This is a genomic window from Clostridium moutaii (assembly GCF_041205085.1).
Classification (GTDB): Bacteria; Bacillota; Clostridia; order Clostridiales; family Clostridiaceae; genus Clostridium_B; species Clostridium_B moutaii.
The window spans coordinates 13483-28022 of the sequence record NZ_JBGEWD010000027.1 but is presented as its reverse complement, the minus strand read 5'-3'; the positions used below and the strand labels follow the sequence as shown (position 1 = coordinate 28022).

Genomic DNA, 14540 nt, shown 5'->3' with positions numbered 1-14540 from the left:
TTAAGCTATTCTGAACGCACCTGCACAGCAGGTGGTTTTCTTTTGCGCAAAAAAGTTAAAATGCCATAAGGGCATTTTAACAAAATCTTTTAATGAAATATCATTTTTCTCAGTTTCTTTTCTGTTAGTGCTACGGCTTCATACATTGCATAAGCCAAAATTGAAAGAATTATTATGCTTAACATAACCGTGTCAAGCTGGGATATCTGTCCACCATATATTATTAAGAATCCAAGGCCTTCTTTTGCCACCAAGAATTCTCCCATTATTACCCCAACCCAGGAAAGTCCGACATTTATCTTCAGGGAAGATACTAAAGTAGGTATGGAAGCTGGGATTATCAGATAAGTTAAAATTTGAAGCTTTGAGGAACCAAAAGTTTGAAGAAGTTTAATTTTATCCTTATCTACTTCTTTGAAGCCATTTAAAACAGTCAGTATAGTTACGATTACCGAAATCAATACAGTCACTAAAATAATAGCAGGTATACCGTTACCTACCCAAAATATTATTATAGGTGCTAAGGCAACTTTAGGAAGGGCATTTAACACTACTACATAGGGATCCAATACATCTGAAATGAAATCGGACCACCAGAGAAGTATGGCAATTAAGGTACCAATAAAAGTACTGAGTAAAAAGCCCAATATTGTTTCAAAACAGGTTATGCCAATATGTTTAAATAAATCTCCTTCAGTATAAAGTTTTACAAGGTTTTTTAACATCCTGGAGGGAGTACTGGTTAAAAAAGGATCTATCCACCCCAAATCTCCCGCAATTTCCCATAGGACAAAAAAAGCTATTAAAATTGTCAACCTGCTTATTATGACTTTTTTCTTTCGGTTAGTAACATTTTTTAAATATACTTCACGTTCTTTTATATAATTCATAATTAATGGTTCAACTCCTTCCAAATACTGTTGAAGTAAATTCTAAACTTGGGATCTTCCCTGCATTTTAAAGGGGAATCATGATATTCTTCAAAATTTATGTCGTATATCTTTTTCAATTTTGCAGGCCTTTTGGAAAGGACTATAATTCTATTTGACATTGATATAGCTTCGGAAATATCATGAGTTACCATTATGGCAGTTTTACCTTCTTTTTTTATTATCTTAAATATTTCATCACTTATATTTAATCTGGTTTGATAATCTAAGGATGAAAATGGTTCATCTAACAGAAGAAATTCCGGTTCCATTGCCAGAGTTCTTATTAAAGCTACTTTTTGTCTCATACCACCGGACAATTCTTCGGGATAATGATAAATAAAATCCCATAAACCATAATTTTTTAACATGGACACTATTTTATCTTTATATTTGTCTATAGGTTTATGCTGTATTTTAATGCTGAGCAGTACGTTATCCCATACACTTAACCACTCAAATAGTTGATCCTTTTGAAACATATATCCCATTTTGGAAGAAAAAGAAGTTAATTTTTCATTATCTATATATATTTCACCATTTGATGGTTTTATAAGACCTGATATTATATTTAAAAGAGTAGTTTTGCCGCATCCAGAGGGCCCTACTATACTTAAAAATTCACCTTTTTCTACAGTGAAATTTATATTTTCCAATGCTTTAGTAGAATTTTTGGGTGAATGATAGTTCATATAGATGTTATTGACAATTAACTTATTCAAGATACCATCTCCTAACAACTGTGTTTTGCGGTATTAAAAATAGGTCGAAATTTTAATATTACCGTATTTAATATAGGCAAAAATTAAGTCATAGTCTATTATATGAATGAGTACAATATGGTGTTAAAAATCCGTGTTATCCAGGAGATTATTATAAGATTTAAATATGTGGAATATATTAGAATTGCACATGCGTATACATATGTTATAATATAGATAAAGATATTTTACAGATGTACTTTTTTGTGACCTAGAAAGTAGGGGTAATAGTTTAACCGTATATATAAAAGTAGGGTTATTTTTTATATTATATGAAAATATATGGTATAATAAAAAGTATATTTAATAATATTCATTATTAGCTAAATATGTAATGCGTCTGAATTTGTAGACTATATATCATTTTAAAGTCTATAAATTTGGTCTAAATTATTAATTTTAAAAGGTGATTAGTTATGAAAAATTTATTTCACGTAGGTCTTGATATAGGTTCAACTACAGTAAAGATAGTGGTATCGGATATAAGGGATAGTATAATTTACAAAACATATCAAAGACATTTTTCTGATATAAAAAATACTATAGCTAAAGTTATTAAAGATACCTATGTAAAGCTAAAGGATTCAGATATCACTATAATGGTTACAGGGTCTGGAGGAATGTCTGTATCTAAATGGCTTAATATACCATTTATACAGGAAGTTGTAGCTTGCACTAATACTATAGAAAGATTTATTCCAGATACTGATGTCGCAATAGAATTAGGCGGTGAAGATGCCAAGATAACCTTTTTTGATGATGGAATTGATCAGAGAATGAATGGAACTTGTGCAGGTGGAACTGGAGCGTTTATAGATCAGATGGCATCCCTGCTTCAAACAGATGCTAAGGGGTTAAATGAGCTGGCCAAAAATTATAAGGTAATTTATCCTATAGCTGCTAGATGCGGTGTATTTGCCAAAACCGATGTACAACCACTTTTAAATGAAGGTGCTGCAAAAGAAGATATTGCAGTATCTATATTTCAGTCAGTGGTAAATCAAACAATAAGTGGACTTGCTTGTGGAAAATCTATAAGGGGTAATATAGCATTTTTAGGTGGACCACTATATTTTTTATCTGAACTGAGAAAAAGATTTATAGAAACTTTAAAACTTACAGATAAGCAGGTAATTTTCCCGGAGGATTCCCAATTATTTGTGGCACTTGGTGCTGCTATTTCATCTAAAGATGAGAAACCTATTTCTTTTAAAACTTTGATAGATAGGCTTCCGGATTTAAACAGGTCTTCAAGTGACGAAGTACAAATACTCAGGCCTCTTTTCAAAGATGAAAATGAATTAGAGGAATTTGAGAAAAGGCATAATAAGAATTCAGTAAAGAAAAGAAATTTAGATGAGTTCAGTGGGAACTGTTATTTGGGAATAGATGTAGGTTCTACCACCACTAAGGCAGTTCTAATAGATGAATATGGAAATTTGTTATATTCTTTTTATGGAAGCAATAAGGGAAATCCTTTAAAATCCACAGTAAATATATTAAAAGATATGTATAAAAAATTACCTGAAAACGCTAATATAGTAAATTCAACGGTTACGGGGTATGGAGAAGGCCTTGTAAAGTCAGCTTTATCTGTAGATATAGGTGAAGTTGAAACTATTGCTCATTATAAAGCAGCAGAATTTTTCCAGCCTGGAGTAGACTTTATATTGGATATTGGTGGACAGGATATGAAATGTCTGAAAGTAAAAGATGGAGTAATCGACAGTATAATGTTAAATGAAGCTTGTTCATCCGGGTGTGGGTCTTTTATAGAGACTTTTGCTAGATCCCTAAATATGAGTGTAAAAGATTTTGCAAAATCCGCAGAAAATTCTAAGAAGCCTGTGGATTTGGGATCCAGATGTACCGTATTTATGAACTCACGAGTTAAACAGGCCCAGAAAGAAGGAGCTTCTGTAGGAGACATCTCAGCAGGGCTTTCTTATTCAGTTATAAAAAATGCATTATTTAAGGTAATAAAGATAAGAGATCCTAAAAAATTGGGCAAAAAAATAATAGTTCAGGGAGGAACGTTTTACAATAATGCCATATTGAGAGCTTTTGAAATCATATCCGGGCGGGAAGTAGTAAGACCAGATATAGCAGGTCTCATGGGAGCATTTGGAGCTGCTATTATTTCCAAGGAAAGATTTGAAGCGGAGCATAAAACCACCCTGTTAAGTCCAGCCCAATTAGATAAATTTTCTACAGAAAGTACTATGAGAAGATGTGGAAAATGTGCTAATAATTGTCTTCTGACTATAAATAGATTTTCAGATGGAAAGGAATTTATATCGGGAAATAGATGTGAAAGAGGAGCAGGACTGGAAAATAGAACTGCAGATATACCGAATCTATATGATTATAAATACAAGAAAGTATTTGACTATGTCCCTCTCAAAAAAGATAGAGCAAAGAGGGGGCAAGTGGGCATACCCAGAGTTTTAAATTTATACGAAAATTATCCATTTTGGTTTACTTTTTTTACTGAATTAGAATTTAGAGTAGAATTATCTGCCCGTTCTTCAAAACACATTTATGAACTTGGAATAGAAACAATACCTTCTGAATCAGCTTGCTATCCTGCAAAAATAGTTCATGGTCATATAATGAATTTAATACAAAGAGGAATAAACTTCATATTTTATCCTTGTATACCTTATGAGCAGAAGGAGCAGGAAAAAGCTAATAATAACTATAATTGTCCAATGGTAACTTCTTATCCTGAAGTTATAAAAAATAATATGGATATAATTAAAGAGAAACATATTAATTTTAAAAATCCATTTTTACCGTTGGATAATAAAGAAAGGCTTAAAGAAAGACTTGTAGAGGAGCTAGAGGAATTTCACATACCTGAAAAAGAAATATTCAATGCGGTGGATAAGGCATTTGAAGAAGATAGAAAAGTTAAGTTGGATATAAGAGCAAAGGGAGAAGAAGTATTAAATTATCTTAAAAAGACCGGTAAAAAGGGAATAGTGCTGGCGGGAAGACCATATCATATTGATCCTGAAATAAATCATGGAATACCAAATATAATTACATCCTATGGTATGGCAGTGTTTACTGAAGATTCAGTAGCTCATCTCGGTATGGTAGAAAGGCCTTTAAGGGTGGTGGATCAATGGGTTTATCATTCTAGACTGTATGCTGCAGCAAGCTTTGTAACTACTCAGGATGATCTGGAACTTGTGCAATTGAATTCCTTTGGTTGTGGATTGGATGCAGTAACTACAGATCAGACACAGGAAATACTCAATAGATACGGGAAAATATATACAGTATTAAAAATTGATGAGGGAAGTAACCTTGGAGCAGTTAAAATAAGGATACGTTCCTTAAAAGCAGCTCTTGAAGAGAGAGAAAAAGCAGGTTTCAAGCCTCATAAAATTGAGAATAATTATAAGAAAGTAGTATTCACTAAAAAGATGAAAAAAAATCATACTATATTATGTCCTCAAATGTCACCTATACATTTTCAATTTTTACAGGAAGCATTTAGAAAGTCAGGTTATAATTTAAAGGTGCTGCCCTCGGTAGATAAAAAAGCTGTTGAAGAAGGATTAAAATATGTAAATAATGATGCTTGTTATCCTTCTATAATAGTGGTGGGACAGTTAATAGAAGCATTAAAATCTGGAAAATATGACTTGAACAATACTTCTGTAATAATGTCTCAAACGGGGGGCGGCTGCAGGGCCACTAATTATATAGGATTTTTAAGAAAAGCCTTAAAAGAAGCTGGAATGCAAAATATACCTGTAATATCATTGAATGTAGTGGGAATGGAAAAAAATCCTGGATTTAAGATCACACCGCAGCTTGTAAATAAATCCATAATGGCACTTTTATATGGAGATTTACTTATGAGAGTACTTTACAGAGTAAGACCTTATGAAGAAATACCGGGATCTGCAAATTTACTTTATGAAAAATGGGTTGAAAAGTGCAAGAAAAATGTTGCCAATGGTGTCCATAGAGAATTTAAAGAAAATATTTACAATATAGTAGAGGATTTTGACAATTTGAGAATAAGGAATGTACAAAAACCAAAAGTGGGAGTAGTGGGAGAAATATTGGTCAAGTTTCATCCCACAGCCAACAATAACATTGTGGATACTTTGGAAAAAGAGGGAGTTGAAGCAGTAGTACCTGATTTGACGGACTTTTTTCTGTACTGTGCTTATGATGCTAAATTTAAATACAGATATTTATCTGGAAGTTATTTAAATACCATTATAAAAGGTGGAACAATAAAATTTATTGAACACTTTAGACGGCATATGAGAAATGCACTCAAAAACAGTAAAAGGTTTGGGCCACCATCTAATATTGCTCAATTGGCAGAGTATGCTTCTAAAATATTGTCTATTGGAAATCAAACAGGAGAAGGTTGGTTTTTGACGGCTGAAATGATAGAACTTATAAAAAGTGGAGCAAAAAATATTGTGTGTATGCAACCTTTTGCATGTTTACCTAATCATGTAACAGGTAAGGGAATGATAAAGGAGCTGAAAAGAAGATATCCAGGCAGTAATATTGCAACTATAGACTATGATCCGGGTGCAAGTGAGGTAAATCAACTAAATAGGTTAAAACTCATGTTGTCAGTGGCATTTAAATCCATGGAAGATGAAGTGATAGTAGAAAGCCATAAAAAGAGTTTAGTTCCTAAAGCAGTGCTTGTAGAGGATGCAAACAAATAGAAAAAGTATAAAGTTCAAAGAACAAATATCAAATAATGAAGATTTTCGGTTTGCCATCGAAAATCTTCATTTACTATATACTCTTCACTATTAATTTTTCACTGTAATATATTATAATCTAAAAAGTTTTAACATAATTTTAGTAGCAGTCATATTATGAATAGATATTAAAATTGGTTTTTGGAGGATATATGATAAGAAAAAAATTTGGAATCTATTCTGTTTTGTTGTGTTTTATATTTGTAGTTACTATTTTTACAGCTTGTGGCAGCAGTAAAAAAGATGATAAGGCTCTAGTTAATATAAAACTAAACGAAGTTGCCAGATCCGCATTTTATGCCCCTATGTATGTGGCGATAAACCAGGGAATGTTTAAAGAGCAGGGTATAAATATAGACCTTACAACGGGACAGGGAGCGGATAAAACAATGCAGCAGGTATTGAGCGGAAGCTGTGACATAGGATTTTGTGGCCCAGAACAGGTAATATATATATATAATCAAAAACGAAAGGATTTTCCTGTATTATTTGCCCAGCTAACTACTACAGATGGCTCTTTTTTAGTGGGCAGAAATGCACAAAAAGATTTTAAATGGGAATCTGTCAGGGGAAAGACCATAATTGGTGGAAGACCTGGTGGAGTTCCAGAAATGGCATTGGAATATGTACTTAAAGAAAATGGTATACAACCAGGAAAAGATGTAAACTTAATAACCAATTTAGCTTATACCGCAACAGCCGGTGCATTTAAGGCAAATACAGGAGATTATGTGGCTCTTTTTGAACCAACTGCCAGTATGCTGGAAAAGGATAAGAATGGTTATATAGCAGCCTCAGTAGGTCAATCTGCAGGTGTATTGCCTTATACCTGTTATTTTGCCACCAAGTCTTATATATCAAAAAATCCTGAAACAATACAAAAATTCACAAATGCTATTCATAAGGGTCAGATATGGGTTCAAAAACACAATGATAAAGAAGTGGCTGAAGCCATAAAATCCTTTTTCCCGGGGACTGATGAAGGTGTATTAAAATCTGTAATAAAAAACTACAGGAATATAAAAGCCTATGCTGATACTCCTGTTATAAAAGAACAAAATTTAAATAGACTTATGAATATAATACAATCATATAAATCAGATTTAATACCTGAAAAGCCTCCTTTTGATAAGATAGTCAATAATTCTTTTGCAGAAAAAGCCCTTAAGTAAACGTGATTCTAAGCCGAACTCATGGCCGTATAAGTTTGGCTTAGAAAATATTTATTTTAAATTTCATATGTTCACAGCAATATAATTTTGATATAATAGTAGAAAATATAAATGATAGGTGATGTGGCCTTTGAACAGTGAATATTTAAAATATATAAAGGAATATACTTTAAAAGTTGATTTCGCGAGAATGGAAAATGATATGTTCTACTTCGAAAAAATATATAGGGAAATAAGTATGAAATTTGAAAGCATGTACGGATTTTCCTATAATGAAATGGATGAGGCTTATATTCCAGGTACACTTTTAGGTGTTGGCGGCAAGAAATTTGTTGCTGTATTTTTTATAGAAATAAGAGATGGTGGGAAAAATTATGGAGCCATAGTTTTTCATCCTAAGTATGGACTTATACAGGAAGATGATTTTGAAGAAATTCTTTTAGAAGAAGAATATAAAGATATATTTCCTTATAAATATAGATTAGCTGTAAAGTTGATTAATGATTCTGCTGGAAATATATCTGAAAGATACTAGCTTTTTTGGCAGTTATATATGAAGTGATTCTTAGATTCAGGTGAAGTTTGCTCGTAAGGAATGCTTACCTATTTGAAACTTGTATAAAAATTTCTTGACAGCTTAAAAATTAACGTTATAATAAGAAATGTATCAAATTAAATTTATTAGCTGTGAAAAAGAGGAGTAGGGATAACATTGTATAAAGAGAGAGAAGCTGTTAGTTGAGAGGCTTTTCATATAATATATCCTGAAGGTAGCTTTGGAGCTTCTCTACTGAAATAAAAGTAGGTAGGGGCGGTTTTCTCAATCGTTATTTTTTAAGAGCCTGTAATTTTCAGGAAAAAAGGTGGCAACGCGGGTCTTCGTCCTTTGTGGATGAAGGCTTTTTTATATGTAAGATTATTTTAAACATATTTAAGGAGGAGATCTAATGTCGAAAAGGAAAGATATGGAAACCACTTATAATCCAAAGACATTTGAAGAAAAACTTTATAATAATTGGCAGGAAAAAGGGTATTTTACGCCCCGTGCAGATGATAATAAAAAAACTTATACCATAGTAATACCCCCTCCAAATATTACGGGAAAATTACATCTAGGTCATGCTTTAGATGATACAATTCAGGATATACTGATAAGAACCAAAAGAATGCAGGGATATAATACGTTATGGGTTCCTGGAGAAGATCATGCCAGTATAGCTACTGAGGTAAAGGTGGAAAAGGAACTTTTAAAAGATGGCATTGTAAAAAAGGAAATAGGCCGGGATGCATTTCTTGAAAAGACTTGGGATTGGACTCATGAGTATAGGGAGAGAATAAGAAATCAAGTAAAAAAACTTGGGTGTTCTGTAGATTTCACAAGAGAGAGATTTACTATGGATGCAGGACTTAACAAGGCCGTGAAAAAGTTCTTTGTCAAATTATATAATGATGGACTTATATATCAGGGAAATAGAATAATAAATTGGTGTCCAAAATGCCGCACTGCTATATCGGATGCAGAAATTGAATACAACGAGCAGCAGGGATGCTTCTGGCACATAAGGTATAAGGTAGTTGAAAGTGATGAATATTTGGAGATTGCCACTACAAGGCCGGAGACCATGTTTGGTGACACAGCTATTGCAGTTAATCCTAAGGATGAAAGGTATAAGCATTTAGTTGGCAAGACTGCTGTACTTCCTATTGTAAATAGAGAAATACCAATAGTTGCTGATGATTATGTAGACATGGAGTTTGGTACAGGAGCAGTTAAAATAACTCCTGCACATGATCCTAATGATTATTATGTAGGTAAAAGACATAATTTGCCCGAAATTGTAATAATGAATGAAGATGGAACAATAAAGCTTCCAGGAAGCAAATATGATGGAATGGATAGATACGAAGCTAGAAAATTACTGGTGGAGGATTTGAAAGAACAGGGATTTTTGGTAAAAATAAAAGAACACATGCATAATGTAGGATGTCATGACAGATGTGGAACTACCATTGAACCAATGATTTCAAAACAATGGTTTGTAAAAATGAAGCCTTTGGCAAAACCGGCTATGGATGTGGTAAAAAACAAGAAAATTAAATTTATACCTGAAAGGTTTGAAAAGACTTATTTTAACTGGATGGAAAACATTCAGGATTGGTGTATTTCAAGGCAGCTTTGGTGGGGCCATAGGATTCCCGTATGGTATTGTAAAGACTGCGGCCAGGTTATAGTAAGCGACACTAATCCTACAAAATGCAGTAAATGTGGTTCAGATAATCTGGAGCAGGATAAAGATGTACTGGATACCTGGTTCAGTTCTGCACTATGGCCTTTTTCAACACTAGGCTGGCCTGACAATACAGAAGACTTAAAATGTTTTTACCCGAATAATACTTTGGTTACGGGATATGACATAATATTTTTCTGGGTGGCGCGAATGATATTTTCAGGTATATACTGTATGGATGATATTCCCTTTGAAAATGTACTTATACATGGAATTGTAAGAGACTCTCAAGGAAGAAAAATGTCTAAGTCTCTTGGAAATGGTGTTGATCCTATAGAAGTAATAGAACAATATGGGGCAGATGCACTTAGATTTGCATTGATCACAGGAAATGCACCTGGTAATGATATAAGATATTATCCGGAAAAAGTAGAGGCTTCTAGAAATTTTGCCAATAAAATATGGAATGCATCCAGATTTGTACTTATGAATTTAGATCAGGATGTAATGAATAAGTATAGAAATTGCAAGGATTATAGTAGTGCAGATAAGTGGATATTGTCTAAAGTAAATACACTAATAAAAGAAGTGACATATAATATAGAAAAATTTGAAATTGGAATAGCTGCGCAGAAAATATATGATTTTATCTGGGGTGAGTTTTGTGATTGGTATATAGAACTAGTTAAACCGGCCATGTATGGTGAAGATGAACAGGCCAAGGGAGTAGCTTATAATGTATTGAACAAGGTGCTTACTGTAAGCTTACAATTACTTCATCCTATTATGCCATTTATAACAGAAGAAATATATACTCATCTTTATACAGAATATGATTCCATAACTATATCAAAATGGCCGGAATATGATAATAAACTTAGAGACTTAAAGGCAGAAGAGGATATGGAATATATTATAGAAGCCATCAAGGCTATTAGAAATGTTAGAACTGAAATGAATGTTCCATTTTCAAGAAAAGCTAAGATAATGGTATGGGTAACTGAAAAGAATGCATTGGAGTCATTTAAGAATGGAGAGGATTACTTCAGAAAACTGGCTTCAGCAAGTGAATTGGAGTTTTTAAACAGTAAAAACGATGTCCCGGAGAATGTTGTGTCGGAAGTTACTAGAGGGGCAGAATTATTTATTCCACTTTTGGATTTGGTAGATAAGGATAAAGAAATTGAAAGGTTGAATAAAGAGAAAGAAAAATTGGAGAATGAGATAAAAAGAGTTGAGAAAAAGCTCTCAAATGAAAGATTTATTTTAAAGGCACCTAAAGATGTGGTAGATGGGGAGAAGGCAAAAGGTTGTAAATATAAAGAAATGCTTGGAACTGTAATGGAGAGATTGCAGAATTTAAAATAAAAACATGGGGATGTGCTACGATGAACTATGAAGAGACATTGAATTATATAGAAGGTATAGCTAAATTCGGAAGCAATTTTGGGCTTAATAGAACTGAAAAAATGTTAGAACTGCTAGGTAATCCTCACAAGAAAATAAAAACTATACATGTGGCAGGTACTAATGGAAAAGGTTCTATTACAGCCATGATAAGCAAAATATTAATGGAAGCTGGATTTAAAGTAGGTATGTATACTTCACCTTACCTGGAAGTGTTTGAAGAGAGAATTCAGATAAATGGGGATAACATACCTAAAGATGATTTAAGCAGGGTAATCACAAAAGTAGCTGGGATTGTAAAAGAAGTTATAAAACTTGGATATGATAATCCCACTGAATTTGAAATAATTACCTGTGCCATGTTCTATTATTTCAAGGAAAAGAAAGTTGACATGGCTGTAATTGAAGTGGGATTAGGGGGAAGACTGGATTCCACAAATGTGATGTTGCCTTTCTCTGAGAAACAAAATGGGGGAGTTATGCTGAGCATAATTTCCTCTATAAGTTATGATCACATGAAGATATTAGGAGATACATTGGGAAAGATAGCTCATGAAAAGGCTGGAATAATTAAACCAGGTATTCCCGTTGTAATGTACCCGGAAGCAGATGAAGCCGGGAAAGTTATAGAGCAGGTATGCAGACAAAAGGGAAGTAAGATTATAAAAGTGCCATTGGATTCTGTAAGGTGTATGGGAAAAGATAAAATTGACAACAACAGTGAAGAATATATACAGCATATAAGTGTACATACGAGAAAAGGAGAGTACAATATTAAATTGTCCCTTCTAGGTAAACACCAATTGATAAATTGTGCTGTGGCTATTTTTGCTGTAGAACAATTATCCAGATATGGCATTGAAATAGATAAATCCGTAATATTAAGAGCTCTCAGTGGGGTAAAATGGATGGGAAGACTTGAAGTGATGAGAAATAAACCTCTGGTGGTGATAGATGGAGCACATAACAGAGAAGGAATTTCTATGCTTAAAGAGAATATAACAAGTTATTTCAATTATAATAGCATGGTGCTCATACTTGGTATATTGGCCGATAAGGAAGTGGATATAATGGTAAAAACCATTGTACCGCTGGCATGGAAGGTTATAGCTGTTACTCCCAATAACATCAGGGCAGAAAGTTCAGAACAGTTAAAATCTGTAATAGAAAAATACAATCCAAGCTGTGAGGCCTTTGACAATTATGAAAGTGCCTATAGGAAAGCATTTTCATATTGTGAAGAAAAAGATCTGCTTTTAGTATCCGGTTCACTTTATATGATAGGGGATATGAGGAAAATTATAAAAAAATACAATAGAATTTAAAGTATAATTTATAAAGGATATAATGGTCAATAAATACATTATATCCTTTTTTGATAAACAGTTTAATAAATATATTATGCGGATTTACTATTTAAAACTAATTCTTTAAGAGCTGTTGCAAATTGATCCGGGCATGAAGTACCCTTCCCATTGCAAGAAATGCCCTGCAGTTTTTTTACTACTTCATCTATATTCATCCCATCTACAAGTTTAGATATAGCCTGAAGATTACCATTGCAACCACCCGTAAAATTTACATTTGTTATTTTATTTTCTACTATATCAAAAGTTATTTGACTTGAACAAACTCCCTTTGTGTTATAAGTATACATCTTATCACCTGATTCCTTTACAAAATAAATCTGTTAGACAAAATAATTATATAATATACCATTAGATTATACAATAAAATAAATTTTCAATTGTTATTACCTATTTTAACAAATATTCATATTATATTTGTGAGGGGGTGATAGTGTTGGATTACCTTTATGTATGCAGCACTTCTTCTGATTTTGTGTCAAAAATTAATTTGGACCATTTCTATGAAGAGAAGAGAATATATTTAAAGCCCAATGATATAATTTACAGGGTGGGGCCTCATGGAATATATAATAATGATAATAAACTCATAACTGCAAACAGATACAATAATACCATATCTATAGTTGATATTAAAAAGGAAATACAAGAAGAAAGCTATTATGTAGGGGCATGTTGTAATGATGTGGTGGTTTATGGCAGCAATGCATATATAATATGCAGTGATTTAAACAGTTTACTGGTTTTTGACCTTAAAGAAAAACAAGTAGTTGAAGAAATCCCCTGTGGAAGTCTTCCTTATAGTATATGCCTAAATAAAGAGAGAAAACTATTATTGATATCCAATATGGAGGATGACAGCATAACTTTAATAAATTGTACCAATAATAAATGTATTAAAAATGTAAGGGTAGGTTCTTATCCTACTAAAGCTATATTTACATTAGACGGACAGCATGTATTAATATGTGAAAGCAACATAGGCTCTGAATTTAGAGGAAGTATAGCCGTCTTATCTTTGAAAAATTATAAAATAATAAATAGGATTATTGTAGGAAATTCACCAATGGATATTTATTGCAGCAGTAGATATTGTTTTGTATCCAATTTTGGCGATGGCACAATAAGTGTTTTAGATATAAACAACTATAAGGAAGAAAAAAAGATAATTGTTGGTGGAATGCCAAGAAATATATTAAAATATAAAGAAAATCTGTATATAGGAGATAATTATAATGATCTTTTAATAAGAATAAATATAAAAAATAAAAATAAAAAATATATACCCATAGGTGGAGAACCTACAGGTATGGTTTTAATTTGAATTTTTAATTGCGCATAAGTAATTCAACGATATTGTAGTATAGATCTGAATAATTTTTCTCCCATTTTTTGCATAATTCCTTAGCTTTTTTGTTAGAATCTACATTTAGCTTTATATTCATTAATGTTGAATTATTTTCTGATATTTTTAAATCTACAGTAAAATTATTTTTAGGATCAACGGTATAGTTAGCATTTATGGAAAGGTTCTTCTTTATGTTTTTAATTTTTGTATTCAAATAGTGCTCTATGGTGTCTATCTTGCCTTTTGAAATTCTATTTCCAAATAACACTAATACTCTTAGGCCCTTTTTGGTAATTACAAATTTATGATTATTTGAACCAGCTGTTTTCTTAATAAAGTTAGAAGATAAAAGCTCATTTAGATATTGCTGAAGAGTAAAATAATTTATAAAGTCATTCTCAAGTATAATTTGTGTTATTTCATTGTTGGAAATAGGAAATTTAATTCTTTTAAATATATAAAGCAGCAATAGTTTATTTTCCGCTAGTTCTAAAGTATCCTCAAACATTTAAAATCCTCTCCATTGAATTTAAAATATAAAAATATATTTATATTATAACATAAAATATTTCAACTT

10 protein-coding genes and 1 other annotated feature are annotated in these 14540 nt (G+C 32.2%); of the genes, 6 read left to right on the top strand and 4 right to left on the bottom strand.

Annotated features, from left to right (window positions below):
* Positions 1 to 89 precede the first annotated feature (89 nt).
* Positions 90 to 890: an ABC transporter permease gene (locus AB8U03_RS17110; protein ID WP_369705766.1), complete on the bottom strand. Its 801-nt coding sequence runs from the start codon at positions 888 to 890 to the stop codon at positions 90 to 92.
* 2 nt (positions 891 to 892) lie between these two features.
* Positions 893 to 1651 (bottom strand): ABC transporter ATP-binding protein, encoded by a 759-nt coding sequence (locus tag AB8U03_RS17105; protein ID WP_369705765.1) that lies wholly within the window; start codon positions 1649 to 1651, stop codon positions 893 to 895.
* A gap of 455 nt (positions 1652 to 2106) precedes the next feature.
* On the opposite strand from AB8U03_RS17105, the gene AB8U03_RS17100 reads away from it, so the two are divergent.
* From AB8U03_RS17100 to AB8U03_RS17080, 5 genes are all read left to right on the top strand, one after another.
* Entirely contained in the window at positions 2107 to 6402 is a 4296-nt protein-coding gene (locus AB8U03_RS17100; protein WP_369705764.1) for an acyl-CoA dehydratase activase-related protein, read from the top strand.
* A 191-nt stretch (positions 6403 to 6593) separates the two neighbouring features.
* Positions 6594 to 7613 carry an ABC transporter substrate-binding protein gene (locus AB8U03_RS17095; RefSeq protein ID WP_369705763.1) on the top strand — a complete coding sequence of 340 codons (1020 nt, stop codon included), beginning with the start codon at positions 6594 to 6596 and terminating at the stop codon, positions 7611 to 7613.
* 130 nt (positions 7614 to 7743) lie between these two features.
* On the top strand, positions 7744 to 8148 hold the full coding sequence (locus tag AB8U03_RS17090) for a hypothetical protein (protein ID WP_369705762.1): 405 nt from the start codon (positions 7744 to 7746) through the stop codon (positions 8146 to 8148).
* A gap of 143 nt (positions 8149 to 8291) precedes the next feature.
* Positions 8292 to 8503: a binding site (T-box leader), on the top strand.
* Between the two features lie 57 nt (positions 8504 to 8560).
* Positions 8561 to 11209 carry a valine--tRNA ligase gene (locus tag AB8U03_RS17085; protein ID WP_369705761.1) on the top strand — a complete coding sequence of 883 codons (2649 nt, stop codon included), beginning with the start codon at positions 8561 to 8563 and terminating at the stop codon, positions 11207 to 11209.
* Between the two features lie 20 nt (positions 11210 to 11229).
* Positions 11230 to 12573, top strand: coding sequence for a bifunctional folylpolyglutamate synthase/dihydrofolate synthase (locus tag AB8U03_RS17080; RefSeq protein WP_369705760.1), 1344 nt, complete (start codon positions 11230 to 11232; stop codon positions 12571 to 12573).
* Positions 12574 to 12647: 74 nt separating this feature from the next.
* Here the strand turns inward: AB8U03_RS17080 and AB8U03_RS17075 are convergent, their stop codons facing one another.
* A complete protein-coding gene (locus AB8U03_RS17075; RefSeq protein WP_369705759.1) occupies positions 12648 to 12905 on the bottom strand; it encodes a TIGR03905 family TSCPD domain-containing protein in 258 nt (85 codons plus the stop codon).
* A gap of 146 nt (positions 12906 to 13051) precedes the next feature.
* Here AB8U03_RS17075 and AB8U03_RS17070 point away from each other — a divergent pair, with 146 nt between their 5' ends.
* Entirely contained in the window at positions 13052 to 13939 is an 888-nt protein-coding gene (locus AB8U03_RS17070; RefSeq protein WP_369705758.1) for a YncE family protein, read from the top strand.
* Between the two features lie 4 nt (positions 13940 to 13943).
* On the opposite strand, the gene AB8U03_RS17065 is transcribed toward AB8U03_RS17070, so the two are convergent.
* Positions 13944 to 14471, bottom strand: a complete 528-nt coding sequence (locus AB8U03_RS17065; RefSeq protein WP_369705757.1) for a DUF4364 family protein — start codon at positions 14469 to 14471, stop codon at positions 13944 to 13946.
* Positions 14472 to 14540: the final 69 nt, after the last annotated feature.